The following is a 21,074-nucleotide window of genomic DNA, read 5'->3' on the forward strand; positions in this document are numbered from 1 at the left end:
CGGGCGCTTGACCGTTACCGCGATAACCGCCGAAGAGCGGGCCATTGGCTAAGTGCAACGCCTGACAGGATCATTGCCAGCGCGGCCAATAGCGCGGGCGGCAATGGCTCACCCAGTACGACGGCGCCGAATATCACCGACCAGACTGGAACCTGGTAATTCGTCAGGGTCATGAAGGTCGGGCCGGCGCTGCGGATTACCAGGATGCGCAGGAAATTCGCGCCCGCCGTGGGCAATAACCCCAGGACCGCAAGCGCGGCAAGGGTTCGCGTATCGGGCAGGGGCGGCGGCCCCTCTGCCGCCCAGGCGACGGGCACGACCACGGCCGTTCCCACCAATAGCAACACTGCCGCCAGCGCGACGGGGTCAACCGGCGGAAGACGCCGGGTCAGGATCGAACCGGCCGCATAGCATGCCGCCGCCGCGAGGCAGGCAAGGCGGCCCCCGGCCTCTCGGGCGGCGCCGGTGCTTTCGAATGCCTGACCGCCGATCAAAACCACCACGCCGAGGAACCCGATGACAAAGCCCGCCACGCGGCGCGCGTTCATCCGGTCGCCCGGCACGAAGAAGTGCGCCAGCGGCAGGACCATCAGCGCAACAGCCGCCATGGATACGCCCGCGAATCCGCTGGTGACATGCTGTTGCCCCCAACTGAGCAACATGAAGGGCACTGCCGAACTCAGCGCGCCGATGGCCAGGATCGAGGGCCCGGCCCGCCCCGCTCCGGTGTAAAGCCGCCCGCCACGCATCGCCCATATCGCCCCGGTCAGCGCCGCGGCAAAGCCGATGCGCCCGGCGGCCAGCCAGAATGGTGTGATGCCTTCGAGCGCGATCTCGATGACCATGAAGGTTGCCCCCCAGACAAGGCCGAGCGTGGCGACCATGGCCCAGTCGGAGGGGCGGATATCGGGGCTGGTCTGCATGGAGATCACTTTCCTCTGGCGTAACGAAAAGACCCCGGCGCGTGGCCGGGGTCAATCCGAAAACCGATGGAAAAGAGCGGCTTAGTTCTTTTCCTTGTCCACCATCTTGCCGGCGGAAATCCACGGCATCATGCCGCGCAGCTTTTCGCCGACCTGTTCGATCTGGTGTTCGTCGTTCAGCCGGCGCGTGCCCTTGAAATAGGGCTGACCCACGGCGTTTTCCTGCATGAAGTCGCGCACGAACTTGCCGGTCTGGATGTCGGTCAGAACCGCCTTCATCCGGGCCTTGGTTTCCTCGTAGGGCAGGATGCGCGGGCCCGAGACATATTCGCCGTATTCAGCGGTGTTCGAGATCGAGTAGTTCATGTTGGCAATGCCGCCCTCGTAGATCAGGTCCACGATCAACTTTACCTCGTGCAGGCACTCGAAATAGGCCATCTCGGGGGCATAGCCCGCCTCGACCAGCGTTTCGAAACCCATGCGGATCAGTTCGACCAGGCCGCCGCACAGCACCGCCTGTTCGCCGAAGAGATCGGTTTCGCATTCCTCGCGGAAGTTGGTCTCGATGATGCCCGAGCGGCCGCCGCCAATGGCCGAGCAGTAGGACAAGCCCAATTCCAGCGCCTTGCCGGTGGCGTCCTGGTGCACCGCGACCAGGCAAGGCACGCCGCCACCCTTGACGTATTCACCGCGCACGGTGTGACCGGGACCCTTGGGCGCCATCATGATGACGTCGACGCCAGCCTTGGGCTCGATCAGGCCGAAATGCACGTTCAGGCCGTGGGCAAAGGCGATGGCGGCGCCTTCCTTCAGGTTGTCGTGGACGTATTTGCGGTAGGTTTCGGCCTGCAATTCGTCGGGCATGGTGAACATGATCAGGTCGCACCAGGCGGCGGCCTCGGCGATGCCCATCACGGTCAGCCCTTCTGCCTCGGCTTTTTTCGCCGAGGCAGAACCTTCGCGCAGGGCAACGGCCACGTTCTTGGCGCCGCTGTCGCGCAGGTTCAGCGCATGGGCATGACCCTGAGAGCCATAGCCCAGGATCGCCACCTTCTTGTCCTTGATCAGGTTTATATCGCAGTCACGGTCGTAATAGACGCGCATGTTTTATCCCTCGTCGTAACGTTTCCCGGCCCCTGCCGGAACATATCCTGCGTTCCATAGCGGGTTTGGGCAACAAAGTGCAATGGCAAGCTGGCGCGCGGGTTATGCGGACAACCGGACCCCCATCCCCGCCCGCATCAACGCCTTGCGCACCGGCGGCAGACCATAAAGCCCGGCAATGCCCGCGGCGCGCAGGTCGCGTGCGATCCGTTCGCCGCGCATCGAAGTGCGGTTCAGGATGTCGATGCCCGCAACCCGCGCGCTTACCTCTGGGTGACGTCGGCGGTGATACAATTCCAGCATTCCGTCGTTTCCGATATCTGCCGGGGCGGCCCGCGACAGTTCCAGCAGCACGCGGATGTCGGCGAGGCTCATGTTTAACCCTTGCGCGCCGATGGGCGGCACCACGTGGGCGGCCTCGGCGATCAGGGCGGTGCGTTCGGCATACATCCGGTGTGCGATCTGGCTGATGATCGGCCAGACGGTGCGGCGGGTTTCCAGGCGCAGCGGGCCGAACAGGGCGCCCGAGCGGGCGGTCATCTCGGCGTTGAACTCGGCCTCTGGCAGGGCGGCCAGGCGCAAAACCTCGGGGCCGCGTTCCATCCAGACGATGGCCGAACAGGGCCTGCCGTCACGGTCGGGCAGCGGGACCAGCGTGAACGGCCCGCCCGAACGGTGGATCTCGGTCGAGACGTTGTTGTGCGGTTCTGGGTGCGTAACGGCAAAGGCCAACGCCTTTTGCCCGTAGCGGATGGTTTTCGCGCCGATCCCGACCGCTTCGCGCACGGGGGAATTGCGGCCATCGGCGGCGATCAAAAGCTTGGCGCGTACCCGTGTGCCGTCGGTGAGGGTCACGCGCGCCTCGACGTCGCGGGTCAGAACCGAGGCTGTGCCGGTGCCGGGGTGGAAGGTGACGTTGGGCAGTTCTTTCAGCCTGGCGACCATTTCCCTGCGCAGCAGCCAGTTGGGCAGGTTCCAGCCGAAGGGCAGGTCGGACACGTCCGACGCTTTGAACGCACGGCTGACGCGCGGGGCGGGTGTCTTGCCGCCGGCATCCACGATGCGCATTACCTGCAACTCGGTTGCATGGGGGGCAAGCCGGTCCCACAGCCCCGCGTCTTTCAGCACCTTCAGCGAGGGTTGCAGGAATGCCGTGGTGCGCAGGTCTGCACCATCGGCGGTTTCATCGGTCACCGGCGGCGCAGGGTCCACGCACGAAACGGAAAACCCGGCCGAACCAAAGGCCGCGGCCGCGGTCAGTCCGGCGACACCGCCGCCGGAAATCAGGATATCGGTGGAAAGATCGGTCATGTTGCGCCTCCTGAACCCCAGATAGCCCCTCCCGGCCCGGGGTCCAAGAGGAACCGGATCAGCCGCGCGTGATCAGCAGCAGGATGATCATCACCACCGGGACCGCAGCAACCGCAGGCAGGTAAAGGCCAAGAACGCCCCACTTTATGACGGCCAGTGCCCACAGGCACAGGCCGCCGCCGATCAGGTACCAGATATTGTCCGCATCCCCGTGCATGAGGTCGCGCAAGATCCAGCCCAGCACCGGAACGGACAAGAGGAAACTGCCCTGGCGACGCTTTTCTTCCGTAGTATTCGAATGCATGAATATCTCCCTTTGGCCAGAGCATATCACAACATGCGGCAATATGCTAAATGCGACAAATAGTCGCAACAAGGCGTGCCTCGCACCCCCCCCCCGGCGCAATCGGCGTGTCTCAGGGGCGCAGGCGGTCCAGGAACGTCGTCAGGTCGTCTGTATGGTAGTGGATATGTGGTGCGGGTTCGGGGCGGGGCGCGACATGAACGGTCCGCATGCCCATTGCGTGCGGCGCGGCTAGGTTGCGGGCGTCGTCCTCGAACATCGCAGAGTCCGGCGTGTCTATCCCGCCCTTGGCAAAGATCGTCTCGAACGCGTCGCGCCGGGGCTTGGGGTTGTAATCGGCATCCTCTATCCCGAACACTTCATCGAAGGCTCCGGCCAAACCGCGCGCGGCCAGAACCCTTTGCGCATAATCCGCCGATCCGTTGGTATAGACGATCCGCCGGCCCGGCAGCGCGACGATCCGGGCGCGCAAGTCGGGATCGGGGGTCAGCCGATCAAGCGAGATATCGTGGACCTCGACCAGGTACCGATCCGGCGCGACGCCGTGGACCTGCATCAGCCCGGCAAGCGTCGTGCCATAACGCGCCCAGTAGGTGTGGCGCAGCTTGTCTGCCTCTGGCTCGCTCACCCCCAGCGCCTCCATGACAAAGGCGGTCATTCGCTGTTCGATTTGGTCGAACAGTCGGGCCTCGGGCGGGTAAAGCGTGTTGTCGAGGTCGAAGACCCAGCCGCGGATATGAGAAAAATCGTGATGAATCATGAACACGGCCTTTACGCGCTGCGGCAATAGGCTCGATTGCCGGGGCTTGATATGAGGGGTGGCTGGACCTTAATGTAGACTGTCGTATGCAGGAGCTTCCCGATGAAAGACGCGCGCCCCGTCCAGAAGGACGCCTACGAGATGATTCTCGAAGCGATCGACGTGGGTGTTTACGGGCCGGGCGATCGTCTTGTCGAAAGCGAACTTGCCGAACGGTTCGGGGTTTCGCGTACGCCGATCCGTGAGGCCTTGCAACGCCTCGAGACACAGTCTTTGCTGGCGCGCGACGGGCGCAGCCTGATCGTCGCCTCTTTGGGCCATGACCAGATGGCCGAACTCTACGTCGTGCGCTCTGAACTTGAGGGGCTGGCTGCAAGGCTGGCCGCACGTCATGCAACCGCCGAAGAGGTCCGGGTGTTGCGCGCGATGGTCAAGGACGACGAATCGCTGGTCGAGGATTCCGCCGCGCTTGCCCGCGCCAACCGGCGCTTTCACAAACAGATCCACCTGGCCTCGCATAACCGCTATCTCGTTCAGCAACTGGATCTTGTCTACCGCACCATGGCGTTGATGGCGACGACATCTCTGGCGCTGGAGGGGCGGGGCCGCGATGCACTGGCCGAACATGCGGCAATCGTGGCGGCGATCGAGGCCGGGGATGGTGACGCGGCCTATGACGCGCTGAAAAAACATATCTCAGTCGCTTTCGAATCGCGGCTGCGCCACGATGCCGACCGTCTCATGGCAGAGTGTTAAGCCCACCCTCTCAGTCGATGCCGTGGCGCGTCTTGTCCCAGAAAAAGGGCCGCGCGATCATTTCCCATATCGCCTTGTAAAGGGCGAGCGTGGCCAGCGGGAAATAGAAATGCAATGTCGGCAGCCATGGGATCAATCCCGGCTTGCCGGATCGGCGCAGCGCCTGGATGCCGACGCTCAGCGAGACGGTCTCGCTTAGAATGAAAAGGCTTATCAGGGTCGCCAGCGCCGGCGTCATTCCATGCGCAGCCAGCGGATGGTCCAGCCCCAGCGCAAGCCCCCAGAACGACCATAATAGCGGCATCAGCGCGACCTGTGTCAGAGAGCCGAGGAACAGGATCTGGACCCCCCAGAACCCCCATGGGCCAAGCTGTCGCCATAGCCGGACCGGTTCACGCATATGGGCCGACCAGGTCATCGCGTAGCCCTTGAGCCAGCGCGAGCGTTGCCGCACCCAGGGCCATGTTCGGCAATTGGCCTCTTCGGCAGTGACGCTATCCAGAAATTCAGTCCGATAGCCATGCCGCGCCAGGCGCAGGCCCAGATCGGCATCCTCGGTCACGTTATGGGCATCCCATCCCCCCAGCGCCTCAAGGGCGGGGCGACGAAAGAACAGCGTGGTTCCCCCCAGGGGCACCGGAACGCCCAGCCGCGCAAGCCCGGGCAGAACCACGCGGAACCATGCGGCATATTCCATCGTGAAACAGCGCGACAGCCAGTTGCGCCCGGTATTGTAGAAATCGAGCCGTCCCTGCAAACAGGCAACATCGGCGCCGCGGGCGTGGAAATGTGTCACCATCCGGTGGATCTGGTCGGGCTCTGGTGCATCCTCGGCATCATAGACCCCGATGATCGACCCGCGGCAGAATTCCAGCGCGTAGTTCAGCGCCCGTGGCTTGGTCTTGAGGATGCCGTCGGGCACGGTGATCGTGCGCATCCAGCCCGGTAACTCGGTCCGGGCCAGCATGGCGCGGGTGGCGTCGTCATTTGCCTCTGTCACAAGACAGATATCCAGCAGCGCGCGCGGATAGTCGAGCTGCGCCAGCCGTTCGATCAGCCGCGTCGCAACCTCTGCTTCATGGTAAAGCGGCACGAGAATCGAGACAACCGGCAGCCGTGCGATCACCGGCGGAGGCGGCTCGGGTTGACGGCGCAGCCGGGCCGCGTGACGCGCCTCGGCAATGGCGCCGGCGGCTTTCAGCCCGGTCCCCAGCGCCATCCATCCCGCCGCCCAGACTGTCAGCGCGGCCAAGGTGCCGCGCGGGGCCAGCAGAAACAGGCAGATCAGCGTGACCAGGATGGCCGCCACCGCCACGCGCGGGGCGGCCCCGTACCAGAAGCGGCAGCTTTCAACCTCGGGGACCCGAGTCGCCGCGGCCAGCGCAAGGGCGGGGCCGAAATGCCGGGCCAGGGTGTCCTGCAACATCCGTTCGCTACAGATCAGCATGACCGGCGTTCCCATGCCGGCGGGCAAGGCGGCGGTCTGTTCGCCAAAGCGTTCTGGATGCGCGGTGGCGATCAGTGTTGCCGCGCCCATCCGGCGCAATGGAACGAAGCCTTCGCGCAGGCAGCGCGCGGCGCCCAGCATGTCGACCAGCCCGCGATCGGGGGGGAACAGGTCGGGCCGCGCGGGTGTTGTGCGATATCGTCGGCACAGTGCTCTGACCAACGTTTCGCCATCGGTCGTGCCATCGGCCACCAAAAGCGCATCTAGCCGGATATCCATCCGCGCCTTGTCGGCAAGTGTCCGGTTCAGCGCGGCAGGTGTGATCGCCCCCATCCGCAGCAGTGTATCGCCCAGCCACAGATCGCCCGGCAAGGCGATGGCGGGGGCGCGCGCCGGCATGGGGCGGGCGGCTTTCGGGGTGAGCTTGGTCATGGGGTACCACCAGGAGGGAACGACCCCTTCTGGTGGCTGTATGGTTAATATTTGGTGAATGCGTGCGGCGCTCAGGCGCGCTGGGCCATCGCGGCGGCAAAACGCTCGAACAGGTAATAGCTGTCCTGCGGTCCGGGGCTGGCCTCGGGATGGTATTGCACGCTGAAGACCGGACGATCGGTCATGCGAATACCGCAATTCGACCCGTCGAAGAGGGAGACATGGGTTTCCTTGACGCCCGCGGGCAGGCTCTGGCTGTCCACGGTAAAGCCGTGGTTCATCGAGGTGATCTCGACCTTGCCGGTTTCCAGATCCTTGACCGGATGGTTGGCGCCGTGATGGCCGTGGTTCATCTTGATCGTTTTCGCCCCCAGCGCCAGCGCCAGCATCTGGTGGCCCAGGCAGATGCCGAACAGCGGCACGTCCTGTTCCAGAACCTTGCGGATCATCGGCACGGCATATTCCCCTGTCGCCGCCGGATCGCCCGGCCCGTTGGACAGGAAGACACCATCAGGTTTCAGCGCCAGCACGTCCTCGGCCGTGGCGGTGGCGGGCAGGACGGTGACATCGCAGCCGGCCGAGGCGAGGCAGCGCAAGATGTTGCGTTTCGCGCCATAGTCGATGGCGACGACCTTGTGGCCCGGCCCCTCGCGCCGCTGGTATCCCTCGGGCCAGGCCCAGCGCATCTCGTCCCAGCGGTAGCTTTGCGCGCAGGTGACATCCTTGGCCAGGTCCAGCCCCTCCAGCCCGCAGAACCCGCGCGCCTTGGCAACCAGCTTCTCGATGTCGAAACGGCCTTCGGGGTCATGGGCCAGCGCCACGTGGGGCGCGCCCTGCTGGCGGATCGCGCGGGTCAGGCGGCGGGTGTCGATGCCGCCGATCCCGATCCTGCCGCGTTTCGACAACCAGTCCACAAGAGGTTCGGCCGCGCGCCAGTTCGAGGGTTCGGTCGGGTCCCACTTGACGACCATGCCCGCGGCGACCGGTGACGCGGTTTCGTCATCCTCGGGGTTGACGCCCACATTGCCCACATGGGGGAAGGTGAAGGTCACGACCTGGCCCGCATAGGAGGGGTCGGTCATGATTTCCTGGTAGCCCGTCATCGCGGTGTTGAAACACAGTTCCGCCACCGTCTCGCCCGTGGCGCCGAAGCCCTGGCCGTAGAACACGGTGCCGTCGGCAAGCGTCAGGCAGGCGGTCGGGCGGGCGGCGTTTGACGGGGGCATGACACTCTCCTGACGGTGATCGCGCGGAACCTATGGGGGGCGAGGGAAAGAATCAAGGGGGGGTGAAAAATGTAAAATTATTATAAAACAATAGCTTAGATATGTTCGCCTGCGCTTGTTTCGGGTGTGGGCAGGCTGTACTTTGGCATTTCCCGGCAGAGTGCCTACAAAAGGGGATCAAAATGGACTTGCGGACGCGCATCGCCGCGGCGCTGAAAGTGGCCATGAAGAACAAGGAGGCCGAGCGTCTGGGCACGCTGCGCCTGATCAACGCGGCGATCAAGGACCGCGATATCGCGCTCAGAGGCGAGGGCGCCGAAGACGGTGTCGGAGACCCCGAGGTTCTGGCTATTCTCGGCCGTATGGTCAAGCAACGCCAGGAAAGTGCGCGTGCTTACGAAGAGGGCGGGCGGCTGGACCTGGCCGAGGCCGAACGCGCCGAGATCGCTGTCATCGAGGAATTCCTGCCTCGTCAACTCACCGAGGACGAGGTCGCCGCGGCGATCGATGCCGCGATCGCCGAGTTGGGGGCCGAGTCGATCCGCGACATGGGCCGGGTCATGGGGCAACTCAAGGCAAACTATGCCGGCAGGATGGATTTCGGCCAGGTTGGTCCGATGGTGCGGGCGCGGCTGACGAGCTGATCTCAATGGCGCCGCGGTGCGAAACGGTGGGCCTGCGACAAAAAGGGCGCCCCGGAAAGGCGCCTTTCTTGCCGCAGCGGGCTTGCAGCGCGCAGCGAGGGTGCCATTTAGAAGGCGGCGTTGCGCGGAAACCTCCGCGCCGGGATTGCAGGGAAAAGGGCAGGGGCCGTCATGTCGGCACCCAAGGACGGAGCGCGAGATGTTGAACTATTTCAAGAACGTCAAACCCGAGGATTGGCCTGCCGTGCTCTTGCGCGGGGCGGCCCTGATCCTGATCGTCAGCCATCTCATCGGTTTTTTCCTGTATTCCCACAAAATCTCGTTGCCGACCGCGTTGATCATGGGCCTGCTGCTCGCGCGTGAAATGTACGAGGATTTGGCGCAGCGCTTCTTCCGCCTCAAGGCAGAGGAATATGAAAAGCACCTCGAAGAGTTGAAGCACGATAAGCACGAGCACAAGCACCCCAACCTTCTTATCGAGGGGCGGGCGGCCATGCGCGACATTACCGGACGCAAGTCGCAGGACTGACCGAGGCGAATACGCTAGCCGAAGACGCGCGGGAAACTGCGCCTCAGGGCGATGTCGACATCTTCCATCGTGACCGGCAGGCCAAGATCGACAAGGCTGGTCACGCCGTGTGCGCGGATGCCACAGGGCACGATCCCGTCGAAATGGGTCAGGTCGGGTTCGACATTGATGGCGAGCCCGTGAAAGCTGACCCAGCGGCGCAGGCGCACGCCGATCGCGGCGATCTTGTCCTCGCGCGCATCGCCGCCGGGGCCGGGGGGCAAATCGGGGCGTACCACCCAGACCCCCACGCGGCCCGCGCGCCGCTCTGCCGTGACGTTGAACTCGGATAGCGTGACGATTACCCATTCCTCGAGTTGCCAGACGAACCGGCGCACATCGCGGCCGCGCGCGCCCACGTCCAGCATCGCGTAGACCACACGTTGGCCCGGACCGTGATAGGTGTATTGCCCCCCGCGCCGGGTTTCGAAAACCGGAAACCGGCCGGGATCGGTTAGGTCGCGCGGATCGGCAGAGGTGCCCGCAGTGTAAAGAGCGGGATGTTCCACCAGCCAGATCGCCTCGGGCGCGGTACCTGCGGCAATCGCCTCGGCCCGCGCCTCCATCCTGGCACAGGTTTCCGCGTAGGGGCTCAGGCCCGGCAAGACCTGCCATTCGGGGGTCATCTCTCTGCGCTCCAGTCTTGACAGGCACAGTCCGGGGCCATGAAGGTTTTCCTCGGAGTTGTCATGGCGGCATCTGGCCCGCGCCGTCGTCATCTGGGGGGGAATAGCGTGAAACCGAAACATGTTCTAGTCGCTTGCCTTGTGGCAGGTCTGGCCGTCATCCCGGCGCCTCGGGCGGTGGCCCAAAACGACCGCGTGGTGATCATTGGCGGTCCAAAGGCACGAGAGATCGCTCGCGAACGCCTGAAAGATCGCAACAAGACAGTTGTCGTGCGTCCCGCCACGCCGGTCATCGCGCCCGAGGTCGTCGCGGTAAACCGCGAGATACAGGCCGCGCTGAACCATTTCGGATTTTCCGCGGGCGTTGTGGATGGCGTCATCGGCCAGAACACCCGCAACGCGATTTCGCAATACCAGGCTTTCATGGGATACCCGATAACCGGCGTCCTTTCACCCTATGAACAGGATTTCCTGGTCACTTCCTACCACCGGGCCCTTGCCGGGGGGGCGGTTACGGCGCAGGTGGCGGCATCCAGCCCCATGGGAATGCGCGGTCTTTTGAAAACCTATCAGCAGGAACTTGCGGCGGGTGGCTTGGGGACTGTTGCGGCCACACCGCAAGCGGCACAGGTGGCACCGCCCGCGCCCGCGCCCGCCGTTGCCGTGCCTGCCGCGCCCGCGGTTGCAGCGCCTGTTGCGCCGGTCGCCCCGACCTTGGCGATTCCCAATTTCATGGTGCAGGGCACCGGCCCCTCGCTGACATCGCATTGCGCGTCCGTTACGATGCGCACCAATGCCGGTGGTGGCATGACCGTTTTGGCCGACATGACCGACCCGGCCTTTGCCCTGAACGAACAGTTCTGCCTTGCGCGCGGCCAGGCCGTCGCCCAGGGGCAGGATCTTGCCAGGAAGGTCGCGGGGCTCAGCCCGGACCAGGTCGCCGCGCAATGCGACGGCCTGGGGCCCTTGCTGGCCGATCACGTGGCCGGGCTTTCGGTACAATCGCCTGACGCGGTGTTGCAGGGGGTCAACGCCTTTGTTCAGAATTCGGGCATGCCGCCGGGTCAGCTTGCCGGTACTGCAAAGATATGCCTGTCGGTCGGCTATGACCGCGAAAGCATGGATGTCGCTATCGGTTCGGCGCTTTTGATGGTTGCACTGGGCGAACGGGTCTATGCCGAACTCGTGGGCCATCACCTGGGCCAGGGTTTTGGCGTTACACCTCGGCCGGATCTGGCGCTGGGCTGGTATGATATCGCGTTGGGCGCATTGGAAACCGGCGCGATCCCGGTCTTTGCCCCCGATCAGCCCGAACGCAGCGCGCTTATCCGGGCCGCGGCCAACCAACTGGTCGGACGCGGCGGGGCAGGGGCGTCCCAGGGAATAGCCCAGCCAACGGGGGTGCCGAATTTCGGTATCCCGAACTAGGCCCAATATCGCGGCGCGGCCCCGCGTCGGGCAGCCGCGCCGCACCATGTCGAAAAGACGAAAATTCCCCTTCACATCCCCCGGCCAAGCCGCTATGAACCCGCGCACTAACCGACACGTGCGGTCGTGGCGGAATTGGTAGACGCGCAGCGTTGAGGTCGCTGTGGGGTAACTCCCGTGGAAGTTCGAGTCTTCTCGACCGCACCATTTCTCGGCAACCCGACGAAAAACCGGGGCCAGTCGCCGTGATGTCCCGGTTTTTACCCTCGGGCGGGTCTCATTGAAAGCTTTGATCCGCCTTCATGCCTTGGTCATCGATTACTTGTTTCTGAGGCTGGTGCTGTTTATGGCGGGGCGTCACCGACGGGAGAATGGGATGCGCCCCCCTAAGAACGGCACGATTTCTAGTTTCGGCCTCGGCCTGATTATGGCGTTGTCGGGCTGCATGGCCGATGCGCCGCAGGTCGGGCGGGGCGGTGCCTTCGGTCCCAAGGCGCCGCCGCGGGTGATCGTTGCCGATGACAGCGTCGTGATCGCCGCGCCTTACGGGTTTTGCGTGGACCGTTCCACGCTGCGCGAGGGGCGGGATGGCGCGTTTGTCCTGCTGGCCAGTTGCGCGGCGCTGACCCGTGTTTCCGACGCCCCCAGCCCCAGCCCCGACGCACTGCTGACCGCCTCGGTCGCCGCCAATCCGGGGCCTGGCGGCCGCGACGAGGATCGTGCGCTGGTGTTGGCGCGGTACTTCGATACCGATGCCGGGCGTGCTGCGTTGGCCCGCGACGGGCGGGCCGACAGCGTGTCGATCGAGGCCATGTTCGATCGCGACGGCCTGTTTTTCCTGCATGCAGCCGATCGCAGCGCCGGTCTTGGCGCGGGGCTTCGGCCAGATTACTGGCGCGCGATTTTCGATGTGAACGGGCGGATCGTCACCGCGACCGTGACACCGTTCGCGGACCGCCCCGTTACCCCCGCCGCCGCGCAGGCGCTGTTGCGTGACTTTGCCGGGCGAATCCGGCGTGAAACCGCGCGCCTGCCCGCGCCCGGGGCCGTGCCGGTCACGCGCGCGGCCGGGTTTGCCGCGATCTTTGCCGGGCAGGATTTGCCGGGATGAAGTCTGTGCGCAACTGGGCTAGAGTCTTGCCGGTGTGACAAAGGCAAATCGGCCATGATTCCCAAGACCGAAGGTTTCCTTGAACGCGTCCTGTTTCGCCGCAGCCTTGCCGCGTGGGCCCGAGCCGGGGTCGCCGCCGACGCGATGGACCTGGTCGCGCTCCGGCCTTTGCGTGGACGGGCGTGGCAGTTGCGGCGCAGCCTCGACCGGGTGATCCATGTGGCCGAAGGGCGTCTGACATTGCCCCCGATCGGGTCCAACGCGATCCGAAAGCCGCTGGGAACCGACTGGGCCTATCGCCCCGAACTGTTCCGCGGCCCCATCTTTCCACCTGGAGCGGCCTCGGTGGCGACGCGCACCTCTTTCGGAGAGGAGGCGACGATTCATCACGACTGCATCCGGTCCGAACTGACCTTTCGCCAGATCCGCAATACCAGGGCCGAGGATATCGCGCCCTTCGGTGTGCGGCTGGACGTTTTCCGGTTCGATGGCAGTTTTCTGTCGCTGGTCATCGACCTGCCGCCAGAGGCCTGCACGGGGCTGCGCTGCAAGCACCTGGTGCGCCTTGAGACCATCGTCGAGACCGAGTACCCACTTGAAATCTTTGCCCGGCTGAACGTCAAGCACGGGCCAAACGTGGAACAGGTCGTGCGCGAACTGCCGCTGGGTGAGCAGGATATCGCGGTCGAGTTCGACCTGGCTTACACCAATCTCAACGAGAAGCGGGTCGAAAAGGCCTGGCTCGACCTGATCTTCGAGGGACCAGAGATGAACCAGATCATCCTGCGAGACGTGACGTTGAGTCGCCGACCGAGGGCAGAGCTATGAAAGACACCGCACCGGGCGCGCTTCACCTGACCGCAACCCGCTTGCGCGCGGGCGTATGGGAGGGGGTGTTGAACGCGGGCGCCGAAGGCGAGATGCCTAAAATCGAGATCTTGCACCAGGAAACGCCGCTGGAAGGTGTCGTGTTGGCCCCAGACCCGGAAATGCCCGGACGTTATTCTCTGGCGGTGCCGATCCCGGCTGCCTTGTTGTCGGACGGGGTACAGACGTTTCTGGTTTGCGATGCGGCAACCGGCGCGACGCTTGACAGTTTCGCCATCGTGACAGGCGCCCCGCTGGAACAGGATCTGCGCGCCGAGATCGACCTGTTGCGGGCCGAGCTGGACATGCTGAAAAAGGCCTTTCGTCGACACTGTGTCGAAACGATGTAGCCATTTTCCCGGTCTGTCCGGAATGCTGCGGGTGACGCCGCGTTCCGGGTGACAGCGCCGCGTGGGCGGCGCAGTGTGTCCCGCGGGAGGACCGATCTGATGACCGATTACCCGCATCTTCTGGCGCCGCTCGACCTGGGCCATGTGACGCTGAGAAACCGCGTGCTGATGGGCTCGATGCATACCGGGCTTGAGGAACGCGGCGACTGGAACCGGGTGGCCGAGTTCTATGGGCTGCGCGCGCGTGGCGGGGCCGGGCTGATCGTGACCGGGGGTATGGCGCCGAACCCCGAGGGCGGGGTTTTTCCCGGCGCGGCGGGGCTTTACAACGATGACGACATCGCCAACCACGCCCGCGTGACGGACCGCGTGCATGCCGAGGGCGGGCTGATCGCGATGCAGATCCTGCATGCCGGCCGCTATGCCTATGGCCCCGATTGCGTGGCCCCCAGCGCGATCAAGTCGCCGATCTCGCCCTTTGCGCCGACCGAGTTGGACGAAGAGGGCATCGAGAAGCAGATCGCCGATATCGTGACCGCCGCGACCCGCGCCCGCGAGGCGGGCTATGACGGGGTCGAGGTGATGGGGTCGGAGGGGTATTTCCTGAACCAGTTCCTGGTCACCCATACCAACAGGCGCAATGACCGCTGGGGCGGCAGCTATGAAAACCGGATGCGCCTGCCGCTGGAGGTGGTGGCGCGTGTCCGCGCGGCGGTCGGGCCGGATTTCATCCTGATCTACCGGCTGTCGATGATCGACCTCATCCCCGGCGGGTCGACCTTTGACGAGGTGCGGGAACTGGCGCAACGCGTTGAAAAGGCGGGCGCCTCGATCCTGAACACCGGGATCGGCTGGCACGAGGCGCGGGTGCCGACGATTGCCACCTCGGTGCCGCGGGCGGGGTTCGCCTGGGTGACGCGGAAACTGATGGGCAAGGTGGGCATCCCGCTGATCACCTCGAACCGGATCAACACGCCCGATCTGGCCGAACGCGTATTGGCAGAGGGATGCGCCGACATGGTGTCGATGGCGCGGCCCTGGCTGGCCGACGAGGCGTTCGTGGCCAAGGCCGCAGCGGGCCGCGCCGACGAGATCGCGCCCTGTATCGCCTGCAACCAGGCCTGCCTGGATCACACGTTCTCGGGCAAGGTTTCAACCTGCCTGGTCAACCCGCGCGCCTGTTTCGAAACGGAACTGCGCTACGAAAAGGCAGAGGCGCCGAAACGCATTGCCGTGGTGGGGGCCGGGCCCGCGGGGCTGTCGGCGGCGCTGGTCGCGGCCGAGCGCGGGCACCGGGTCACGCTGTTCGACAAGGCCGAGAGTATCGGCGGGCAGTTGAACCTGGCCCGCCGCATCCCCGGCAAGGAAGAGTTCGACGGGCTGGTGGGCTGGTACGAAACCATGCTGGACCGGCGCGGGGTCGACCTGCGCCTTTCGACCGCGTCCGGGGCGGCGGACCTGGCCGGGTTCGACGCGGTGGTGGTCGCCACCGGCGTGACCCCGCGCGATCCCGGCATCCCCGGGCAAGACCTGCCCCATGTGCTGGGCTATGCCGACGTGCTTGCGGGCGGGGCCGAGGTGGGGCCGCGCGTGGCCATCGTGGGGGCGGGGGGCATCGGGTTCGATGTGGCCGAATTCCTGGTGACCGGGCGCAGCCCGACGCTGGACCCCACGGACTGGCGCGCGGAATGGGGCGTGGGCGACCCGGCGATCCACCGCGGCGGGCTGGCGCCGGGCGGCCCCAGCCCCTCGCGGCCCCTGCGGCAGGTGACGCTGTTGCAAAGGAAGCCCGAGAAGCCGGGCCGCCGGCTGGGCAAAACCACGGGCTGGATCCACCGCGCCGCGCTGCGGATGAAGGCGGTCGAGATGCTGGGCGGCGTACATTACGAGAGGATCACCCACGAGGGGATCGAGATCGCGTCGAGCGGCGACCGGCGGCTGATCCCGGCCGACACGGTCGTCCTTTGCGCGGGGCAGGTTCCGCGGCGTGGCCTGGCCGAGGCGCTGAGTGCGCGGGGTATTGCCTGCCACGTGATCGGCGGGGCTGATGTTGCCGCCGAGCTGGACGCCAAGCGCGCCATCGCGCAGGGCGCTCGACTGGCCGCGCAACTCTAGGCCCGCCGCCGTTCGCGTTCCGCAACTGGGCTTAATGCTGCCTTGCGGCCTTGTTCCCGGCCGGCCAACGATCCGTGCGATACCGCAGTATTGTCCTGTGCCTTTCAAAATGCTGCCCGATTTCACAGCGAGGCTGGCATCGCGTGTGGGCAGTGTGGGCAAGGGAGTCCCCGATGGACAGACTGACAGAAATGGAAGCTTTTGCCATGGTCGTTGACCAGGGCGGGTTCACCGACGCGGCCAGGAAGATGGGGATTTCGAAATCCGCGGTCTCCAAACACGTGTCCTCGCTGGAGGCGCGGCTTGGCGCGCGCCTGCTCAACCGTACCACCCGCCGCGTGAGTCCTACCGAGATCGGGCTTGTCTACTACGACCGCGCGCGGCGTGTGCTGAACGACGCCGGAGAGGCCGATGCGCTGGTGACCTCGATGCAATCGGCGCCCTCCGGGCTGTTGCGCATTTCCGTGGCTACCGATTTCGGGGTGAACCACCTGTCGCCGCTGTTGGGCGAATTCCTGAGCGAATTTCCCGATGTGACGGTCAACATGGTGCTCAGCAACCGCTATGTCGAACTGATCTCGGAAGGGTTCGACATGGCCGTTCGCGTCGGCGACCTGGAAGACAGCAGCCTGCGCGCGCGCAAGCTGGCCGAGACCACCAAGCGGATGATCGGTGCGCCCTCCTATTTCGAGAAATACGGCCGCCCGCACAAGATTGACGATCTGAACGAGCACAAGCTCTTGCATTATTCCAACCAGGCCAGCGGCAACGTCTGGAAGATCACCGCCCCCTCGGGCGAGCGTCGGCAGGTGCGTACCGCGGGCTGGCTGACGGTCAATGATGGCCAATCTCTTTTGAACGCTGCGGTGTCAGGGCTGGGTATCGCCTATCTGCCCAGCTTTCTGTTCCGCGAGGCGATGACCAAGGGCCTGGTCGAAGAAGCGATCCCCGACCTGCCTCTGGAAACACTGGGCATTTATGCCGTTTATCCGCCGGGCCGGTTTACCCAGCCCAAGGTGCGCGCCTTCATCGACTTCCTGGTGGAAAAGTTTTCGGGCAGTGACACCTTGGTCTGAGCGGTCCTATTCCTTGCCCAGCAAGACAACCTCGACCCGCCGGTTTTGTCGTCGGCCGGCCTCGGTTAGGTTGTCGTCCCGCGGCGCGAGATATCCCACGCCCTCGGCCGAAACCTGTGCCGCCGCCACGTCCAGCCTGTCCAGCAGATAGCGGCGCACTGCCTCGGCGCGCCGGCGCGACAGGGCGATGTTGCCCTCAAGCCCGCCCTCGGCATCCGTATGTCCCACCAGCACAACCTTGCGCGCGGGGTTGGCATTCAGATAGGCCGCCAGCGCCTCAAGCGGGACGAAGGGGCCTGTTTCAAGTTCTGTTGCCCCCGTGGCGAAGGCGAGGTCATCCAGCACCGCGTGGCCGTCGAGCGTCAGACGGGCGACAAGGTCCGTACCCGTGTCCGAGGCCCAGGCCGTGTCAGACAGGGTCGGCCGCGGCTGGCCGTGCCTGCCCCCAGGCCCCGTCGCGTCACTGGCCTGTGCGGTGATGCTTGTGATCTGTACAAACCCCCGGCTGGCTGACCGGCTGACCATGAGCGTGATGTATTCGGGCACGCCTGCGCTCAGCCTGCGGGCCGAGAGGAACCGGAAATCACCCAGGTCGACATGCATTTGCGGTTCCGGCAGGGTGTCGGTGGCAAAACGGAAGTCGAACCCTCCGCAAACCTCCGTGGCGCATTCATAGATCGTCTGAAAGTCTTGCGCCTGCAATTGTGCCCGCAAGGGGGCCAACAATTGCAGACTGCTGCGACCTTCAAGCGGTTGTTGCCAGACCTGCCGCGCGATCGTGCCTTCGGCGCGTATCGTCGCCACGCCGGTGCCGTCAAAGGGGCCTACAGGGATCTGGACACTGTCCAGCGTGACGGTCTCATCGGCGGCCAGCACGGCCTCTGCGGGCCAGTCAAGGCCCGCCGCCCCGACGCCGGATGCAGCCAGCGCCAGCCCGAGCGCCATTGTCAGGGCGCGCCGCCTCATCTGTGCGCGCCGTGATAGCCCGTGTTCGGTTCCATCCCGCTGGCCGAGGCGATCCGGTTCGACATGTTGAAAAACCCCACCACCGCGGCGATGTCCCAGATATCGCGGTCGCTGAAACCGTGATCGCGCAGCGCTTGGCGGTCAGGTTCCTCGATCTTGTGGCTTTCCTCGGTCAGCTTGGTCGCAAAATCCAGCATCGCCCGCTGTCGCGGTGCCAGCGGGACCGCGCGATAGTTCATCACCATCGCCTCGCCCAGTTCAGGATCGCCCGACAATTCGCGCACGGCCGCGCCATGGGCCACCTGGCAATACCAGCACCGGTTGATCGAGGAGACGACGACGGCGATCATCTCGCGTTCCAGCTTGCTCAGCCCGCTGGGGCCAAGCATCACGTCGTTATACATCGCCGAAAAGGCATCGAGCTTTGCGATGTCAAAGGCATAGGCGCGCAGAACGTTGGGCACGAGGCCCAGCTTTTGCGTGCAGAGATCGAAATATTTCTGTGTCTCCGGCGGCAGCGGATCGACCGGCGGCAGGTTCAGCGCGGTCGGCAAGTCCTGGTCCTTGGTCACGGCGTGGCCCCATTATCATTGCGCATTGGTTCGATAGTGGAACTGTCCCACATTCTCGAATCCCAATGAAGCATAGAGCGCCCGCGCGCCCGCGTTATGATCCGTCACCAGGGCCAGCACCCGCGTTGCGCCGTGATCTTGTGCCCAGATCGCGGCGGCGCGTATCATGTTCGCACCCGCGCCCTGGCGGCGATATCGCGGCGAAACCACCAGCGCGTGAACAAAGGCCATCCCGTCACAGGTCGCGGCAAAGCACGCACCCGCGCCTCGATCGGCCTGACGGGCCAGCAGGTAGGTTTTCGGCCTCGTGACGCGGTCCATCACCGCGAGGCGAGCCGGGCCGATACCGTTCTCGGCCCAGATTTCGTGCATGATCGCCAGCGGGGCCTCTACGGTAAACGCAGAGACCGGCGGCGGCGGCTTGGCCGCCAGCAGTGCAACTGGCGCCGAAAGGACAAGAACCGGATCGATGATCCGGTAGCCGCGCGCCTCCAGTGCCCGGTCCAGCGCCTCGTCGTCTGCGCCGACCATGAACAGGGCCTCTTGCCCCAGGGCGGCCATAGCCTGCTCGGCAGCGGGGATATCCGTCTTGGCAAGCGGTCCCTCGGCGGTGGCGGCACAGACCCGCTTGCCGCCGCCCCGGCCCTCGCGGATGCAGAACGCGCCCGCGCGGTGTTTCGCTGCAGGGGGCCAGGTTGCCTCTTGCCGGTCCAGGAGGTCGGTGATGTTCACGCTGCGGCCTCGGGAAAAAGGGCCGACAGTGCCGTCATGGCGGCATCTATGCGCGCCCCGTCGGTGCCCCGGATCACGATATTCGCGCCATAGGCCCCCTCACGCACGAAGGGATAGGAACCGATCGAGAGATCGGGAAATCGCTCGGCCAGGCGGCGCAACTCGTTCGCGATATCGCCCTCTGCACGCATTACCGTCAGGTTTTGCGACAACAGCGGATCGCCCCCCGTCAATGTCGGCAGGACGCCCGCAACCATCGCCTGAAAGATCGAGGGCACGCCGGCCATCACATGCACGTTGCCAAGTGTGAACCCCGGCGCGGCCGAAACCGGGTTCTCGATCAGAGTGGCGCCGTCGGGGATACGCGCCATGCGCAGCCGTGCCTCGTTAAGGTCGCGGCCCATGCTGTCGCAATAGGCCTGCATGATCGCGCGGGCATCGTCGCGCACGTCGATACCCGTGCCAAAGGCTGCCGCGACCGCGTCGGCGGTGATATCGTCATGGGTCGGCCCGATGCCGCCCGAGGTGAACACCGTGTCGTGATCGGCCCGCAGCGCGTTCAGCGCCGCGACGATCCGGTCTTGCACATCGGGCACGATCCGCACCTCTGCCAGCCTGATCCCGTGCTTGGTCAACTCTCCGGCGAGGAAATGCATGTTTGCATCGCGCGTGCGCCCGGTCAGGATCTCGTCCCCGATCACAAGCATCGCGGCGGTTGGGTTGGTCATGGCGCCCTCCTTGTCCGGCCCTGGGTCCCGGTATAGGTGCCGCCCATGCGGTTTCAAAGCCCTCTCGTGCGCGCGGGGTGCGGGGGGCGTTATCCCGGGCACGGGCCCGCCGCCCCCGCCCGGACCTTGCGCCGCAGATGGACCCCGCCCTCTGGCCTTCCCGCCAAGAGCGCCTTATCTAGTTGCCGAAAGCCAAGGAGAGAGCATTGGACGAAAAATCCGGCGGCCGCCGCACCAGGGACAACATCCGTATCCACGCCCCCGAGGATTTCGCGGGAATGCACGCGGCTGGCCGGGTGGCGGCGGAAATCCTGGACGAGATCGCGCCGGCGGTTTTTCCCGGCCAGACCACCGCGGAAATCGACCGGCTGATCACCGACATGGTCAAGGCCAAGGGCGCGACCTCGGCCACGATCGGCTACAAGGGCTATCGTCATGCAAGCTGTATTTCGGTCAACCACGTGGTCTGCCACGGTATTCCCGGCGACAAGAAACTCAAGGACGGCGATATCCTGAACATCGACGTGACGGTGATCGTCGATGGCTGGTTCGGCGATACCTCGCGCATGTACGTGGCCGGCAAACTGCCGCGCAAGGCCGAACGCCTGATCCAGGTCACCCATGATGCGCTGATGCTGGGGATCGAGGCGGTCAAGCCCGGCAATACCTTTGGCGATATCGGCGCGGCGATCCAGACCTATGTCGAGGCGCAACGCATGAGCGTGGTGCGCGATTTCTGTGGTCACGGGTTGGGGCGCGTCTTTCACGCGCCGCCCAATGTCCTGCATTACGGCCGCGCAGGCACCGGCCCGGTGCTGGAGGAAGGCATGTTCTTTACCATCGAGCCGATGATCAACCTCGGCCGTCCCGAGACCAAGGTTCTATCCGATGACTGGACGGCGGTGACGCGAGACAAGTCGCTTTCGGCCCAGTTCGAGCACTCCATCGGCGTGACCGCGACCGGATTCGAGATATTTACCCTCTCGCCCGCGGGCAAGTTCCACCCGACCTACGCCTGAGACGGCGGT

Annotated in this window: 22 protein-coding genes and 1 tRNA gene; 11 read left to right on the forward strand and 12 right to left on the reverse strand. The window is 65.1% G+C overall.

Annotated features, from left to right (window positions below):
* Positions 1 to 14: 14 nt before the first annotated feature.
* The 5 genes from EV663_RS09645 to EV663_RS09665 form a co-directional block, all read right to left on the reverse strand.
* A complete protein-coding gene (locus EV663_RS09645; RefSeq protein ID WP_132951589.1) occupies positions 15 to 923 on the reverse strand; it encodes a DMT family transporter in 909 nt (302 codons plus the stop codon).
* Between the two features lie 81 nt (positions 924 to 1,004).
* Positions 1,005 to 2,027 (reverse strand): ketol-acid reductoisomerase, encoded by a 1,023-nt coding sequence (gene ilvC, locus EV663_RS09650; protein ID WP_132951590.1) that lies wholly within the window; start codon positions 2,025 to 2,027, stop codon positions 1,005 to 1,007.
* A 102-nt stretch (positions 2,028 to 2,129) separates the two neighbouring features.
* Positions 2,130 to 3,338: a UbiH/UbiF family hydroxylase gene (locus EV663_RS09655; RefSeq protein WP_132951591.1), complete on the reverse strand. Its 1,209-nt coding sequence runs from the start codon at positions 3,336 to 3,338 to the stop codon at positions 2,130 to 2,132.
* Between the two features lie 58 nt (positions 3,339 to 3,396).
* The gene (locus tag EV663_RS09660) at positions 3,397 to 3,642 is read right to left on the reverse strand and encodes a hypothetical protein (protein ID WP_132951592.1); all 246 of its coding nucleotides are present in this window, start codon (positions 3,640 to 3,642) and stop codon (positions 3,397 to 3,399) included.
* A 112-nt stretch (positions 3,643 to 3,754) separates the two neighbouring features.
* Complete coding sequence (locus EV663_RS09665; protein ID WP_132951593.1) at positions 3,755 to 4,402, reverse strand: pyrimidine 5'-nucleotidase; 648 nt, start codon at positions 4,400 to 4,402, stop codon at positions 3,755 to 3,757.
* Between the two features lie 102 nt (positions 4,403 to 4,504).
* On the opposite strand from EV663_RS09665, the gene EV663_RS09670 reads away from it, so the two are divergent.
* The gene (locus EV663_RS09670; RefSeq protein ID WP_132951594.1) at positions 4,505 to 5,158 is read left to right on the forward strand and encodes a GntR family transcriptional regulator; all 654 of its coding nucleotides are present in this window, start codon (positions 4,505 to 4,507) and stop codon (positions 5,156 to 5,158) included.
* A 10-nt stretch (positions 5,159 to 5,168) separates the two neighbouring features.
* Here EV663_RS09670 and EV663_RS09675 read toward each other — a convergent pair whose 3' ends face one another.
* Both EV663_RS09675 and carA read right to left on the reverse strand, forming a co-directional pair.
* Positions 5,169 to 7,037: a glycosyltransferase gene (locus EV663_RS09675; protein WP_132951595.1), complete on the reverse strand. Its 1,869-nt coding sequence runs from the start codon at positions 7,035 to 7,037 to the stop codon at positions 5,169 to 5,171.
* Positions 7,038 to 7,108: 71 nt separating this feature from the next.
* Positions 7,109 to 8,263 (reverse strand): glutamine-hydrolyzing carbamoyl-phosphate synthase small subunit, encoded by a 1,155-nt coding sequence (gene carA, locus EV663_RS09680; protein WP_132951596.1) that lies wholly within the window; start codon positions 8,261 to 8,263, stop codon positions 7,109 to 7,111.
* Between the two features lie 182 nt (positions 8,264 to 8,445).
* Between carA and EV663_RS09685 the strand changes: the two genes are divergently transcribed.
* Both EV663_RS09685 and EV663_RS09690 read left to right on the forward strand, forming a co-directional pair.
* Positions 8,446 to 8,907: a GatB/YqeY domain-containing protein gene (locus tag EV663_RS09685; protein WP_132951597.1), complete on the forward strand. Its 462-nt coding sequence runs from the start codon at positions 8,446 to 8,448 to the stop codon at positions 8,905 to 8,907.
* A gap of 199 nt (positions 8,908 to 9,106) precedes the next feature.
* Positions 9,107 to 9,436 carry a hypothetical protein gene (locus EV663_RS09690; RefSeq protein ID WP_132951598.1) on the forward strand — a complete coding sequence of 110 codons (330 nt, stop codon included), beginning with the start codon at positions 9,107 to 9,109 and terminating at the stop codon, positions 9,434 to 9,436.
* Positions 9,437 to 9,450: 14 nt separating this feature from the next.
* Here the strand turns inward: EV663_RS09690 and lipB are convergent, their stop codons facing one another.
* Positions 9,451 to 10,101 carry a lipoyl(octanoyl) transferase LipB gene (gene lipB, locus EV663_RS09695; protein ID WP_132951599.1) on the reverse strand — a complete coding sequence of 217 codons (651 nt, stop codon included), beginning with the start codon at positions 10,099 to 10,101 and terminating at the stop codon, positions 9,451 to 9,453.
* Between the two features lie 108 nt (positions 10,102 to 10,209).
* Here lipB and EV663_RS09700 point away from each other — a divergent pair, with 108 nt between their 5' ends.
* From EV663_RS09700 to EV663_RS09730, 7 genes are all read left to right on the forward strand, one after another.
* Positions 10,210 to 11,529 (forward strand): peptidoglycan-binding domain-containing protein, encoded by a 1,320-nt coding sequence (locus EV663_RS09700; RefSeq protein ID WP_165910172.1) that lies wholly within the window; start codon positions 10,210 to 10,212, stop codon positions 11,527 to 11,529.
* Positions 11,530 to 11,649: 120 nt separating this feature from the next.
* Positions 11,650 to 11,736: transfer RNA gene (locus EV663_RS09705), tRNA-Leu, on the forward strand.
* A gap of 169 nt (positions 11,737 to 11,905) precedes the next feature.
* A complete protein-coding gene (locus EV663_RS09710) occupies positions 11,906 to 12,640 on the forward strand; it encodes a hypothetical protein (RefSeq protein ID WP_132951601.1) in 735 nt (244 codons plus the stop codon).
* Positions 12,641 to 12,694: 54 nt separating this feature from the next.
* Complete coding sequence (locus EV663_RS09715; RefSeq protein WP_132951602.1) at positions 12,695 to 13,468, forward strand: DUF6478 family protein; 774 nt, start codon at positions 12,695 to 12,697, stop codon at positions 13,466 to 13,468.
* Positions 13,465 to 13,857: a hypothetical protein gene (locus tag EV663_RS09720; protein ID WP_132951603.1), complete on the forward strand. Its 393-nt coding sequence runs from the start codon at positions 13,465 to 13,467 to the stop codon at positions 13,855 to 13,857. The genes EV663_RS09715 and EV663_RS09720 overlap by 4 nt, the downstream gene beginning before the upstream one ends.
* 99 nt (positions 13,858 to 13,956) lie before the next feature.
* Positions 13,957 to 15,972 (forward strand): NADPH-dependent 2,4-dienoyl-CoA reductase, encoded by a 2,016-nt coding sequence (locus tag EV663_RS09725; protein WP_132951604.1) that lies wholly within the window; start codon positions 13,957 to 13,959, stop codon positions 15,970 to 15,972.
* 173 nt (positions 15,973 to 16,145) lie between these two features.
* The gene (locus EV663_RS09730) at positions 16,146 to 17,048 is read left to right on the forward strand and encodes a LysR family transcriptional regulator (protein WP_132951605.1); all 903 of its coding nucleotides are present in this window, start codon (positions 16,146 to 16,148) and stop codon (positions 17,046 to 17,048) included.
* Positions 17,049 to 17,054: 6 nt separating this feature from the next.
* On the opposite strand, the gene EV663_RS09735 is transcribed toward EV663_RS09730, so the two are convergent.
* Genes EV663_RS09735 through EV663_RS09750 form a run of 4 tightly spaced genes read right to left on the reverse strand, consistent with a single transcriptional unit; the run spans position 17,055 to position 20,046 of the window.
* A complete protein-coding gene (locus EV663_RS09735) occupies positions 17,055 to 18,014 on the reverse strand; it encodes an OmpA family protein (RefSeq protein WP_132951606.1) in 960 nt (319 codons plus the stop codon).
* Positions 18,011 to 18,586, reverse strand: a complete 576-nt coding sequence (locus EV663_RS09740) for a peroxidase-related enzyme (protein ID WP_132951607.1) — start codon at positions 18,584 to 18,586, stop codon at positions 18,011 to 18,013. Before EV663_RS09740 ends, EV663_RS09735 begins: the two co-directional genes overlap by 4 nt.
* A 15-nt stretch (positions 18,587 to 18,601) precedes the next feature.
* Entirely contained in the window at positions 18,602 to 19,318 is a 717-nt protein-coding gene (locus EV663_RS09745; protein ID WP_132951608.1) for a GNAT family N-acetyltransferase, read from the reverse strand.
* Positions 19,315 to 20,046: a competence/damage-inducible protein A gene (locus tag EV663_RS09750; RefSeq protein ID WP_132951609.1), complete on the reverse strand. Its 732-nt coding sequence runs from the start codon at positions 20,044 to 20,046 to the stop codon at positions 19,315 to 19,317. The genes EV663_RS09745 and EV663_RS09750 overlap by 4 nt, the downstream gene beginning before the upstream one ends.
* A gap of 206 nt (positions 20,047 to 20,252) precedes the next feature.
* On the opposite strand from EV663_RS09750, the gene map reads away from it, so the two are divergent.
* Positions 20,253 to 21,065 carry a type I methionyl aminopeptidase gene (gene map / locus EV663_RS09755; RefSeq protein WP_132951610.1) on the forward strand — a complete coding sequence of 271 codons (813 nt, stop codon included), beginning with the start codon at positions 20,253 to 20,255 and terminating at the stop codon, positions 21,063 to 21,065.
* The last annotated feature ends 9 nt before the right edge of the window (positions 21,066 to 21,074 follow it).

This window comes from Rhodovulum bhavnagarense, from assembly GCF_004343505.1.
GTDB classification, from domain to species: Bacteria; Pseudomonadota; Alphaproteobacteria; order Rhodobacterales; family Rhodobacteraceae; genus Rhodovulum; species Rhodovulum bhavnagarense.

What these genes read in the sequence shown, in the direction of transcription:
- EV663_RS09715 (WP_132951602.1), top strand. Translation starts at nt 12,695, where the DNA reads ATGATTCCCAAGACCGAAGGTTTCCTTGAACGCGTCCTGTTTCGCCGC.
- EV663_RS09730 (WP_132951605.1), top strand. Translation starts at nt 16,146, where the DNA reads ATGGACAGACTGACAGAAATGGAAGCTTTTGCCATGGTCGTTGACCAG.
- EV663_RS09670 (WP_132951594.1), top strand. Translation starts at nt 4,505, where the DNA reads ATGAAAGACGCGCGCCCCGTCCAGAAGGACGCCTACGAGATGATTCTC.
- EV663_RS09660 (WP_132951592.1), bottom strand. Translation starts at nt 3,642, where the DNA reads ATGCATTCGAATACTACGGAAGAAAAGCGTCGCCAGGGCAGTTTCCTC.
- EV663_RS09675 (WP_132951595.1), bottom strand. Translation starts at nt 7,037, where the DNA reads ATGACCAAGCTCACCCCGAAAGCCGCCCGCCCCATGCCGGCGCGCGCC.
- carA (WP_132951596.1), bottom strand. Translation starts at nt 8,263, where the DNA reads ATGCCCCCGTCAAACGCCGCCCGCCCGACCGCCTGCCTGACGCTTGCC.
- EV663_RS09685 (WP_132951597.1), top strand. Translation starts at nt 8,446, where the DNA reads ATGGACTTGCGGACGCGCATCGCCGCGGCGCTGAAAGTGGCCATGAAG.
- EV663_RS09725 (WP_132951604.1), top strand. Translation starts at nt 13,957, where the DNA reads ATGACCGATTACCCGCATCTTCTGGCGCCGCTCGACCTGGGCCATGTG.
- lipB (WP_132951599.1), bottom strand. Translation starts at nt 10,101, where the DNA reads ATGACCCCCGAATGGCAGGTCTTGCCGGGCCTGAGCCCCTACGCGGAA.
- ilvC (WP_132951590.1), bottom strand. Translation starts at nt 2,027, where the DNA reads ATGCGCGTCTATTACGACCGTGACTGCGATATAAACCTGATCAAGGAC.
- EV663_RS09655 (WP_132951591.1), bottom strand. Translation starts at nt 3,338, where the DNA reads ATGACCGATCTTTCCACCGATATCCTGATTTCCGGCGGCGGTGTCGCC.
- EV663_RS09750 (WP_132951609.1), bottom strand. Translation starts at nt 20,046, where the DNA reads ATGACCAACCCAACCGCCGCGATGCTTGTGATCGGGGACGAGATCCTG.
- EV663_RS09665 (WP_132951593.1), bottom strand. Translation starts at nt 4,402, where the DNA reads ATGATTCATCACGATTTTTCTCATATCCGCGGCTGGGTCTTCGACCTC.
- EV663_RS09735 (WP_132951606.1), bottom strand. Translation starts at nt 18,014, where the DNA reads ATGAGGCGGCGCGCCCTGACAATGGCGCTCGGGCTGGCGCTGGCTGCA.
- EV663_RS09645 (WP_132951589.1), bottom strand. Translation starts at nt 923, where the DNA reads ATGCAGACCAGCCCCGATATCCGCCCCTCCGACTGGGCCATGGTCGCC.
- EV663_RS09690 (WP_132951598.1), top strand. Translation starts at nt 9,107, where the DNA reads ATGTTGAACTATTTCAAGAACGTCAAACCCGAGGATTGGCCTGCCGTG.
- EV663_RS09710 (WP_132951601.1), top strand. Translation starts at nt 11,906, where the DNA reads ATGCGCCCCCCTAAGAACGGCACGATTTCTAGTTTCGGCCTCGGCCTG.
- EV663_RS09720 (WP_132951603.1), top strand. Translation starts at nt 13,465, where the DNA reads ATGAAAGACACCGCACCGGGCGCGCTTCACCTGACCGCAACCCGCTTG.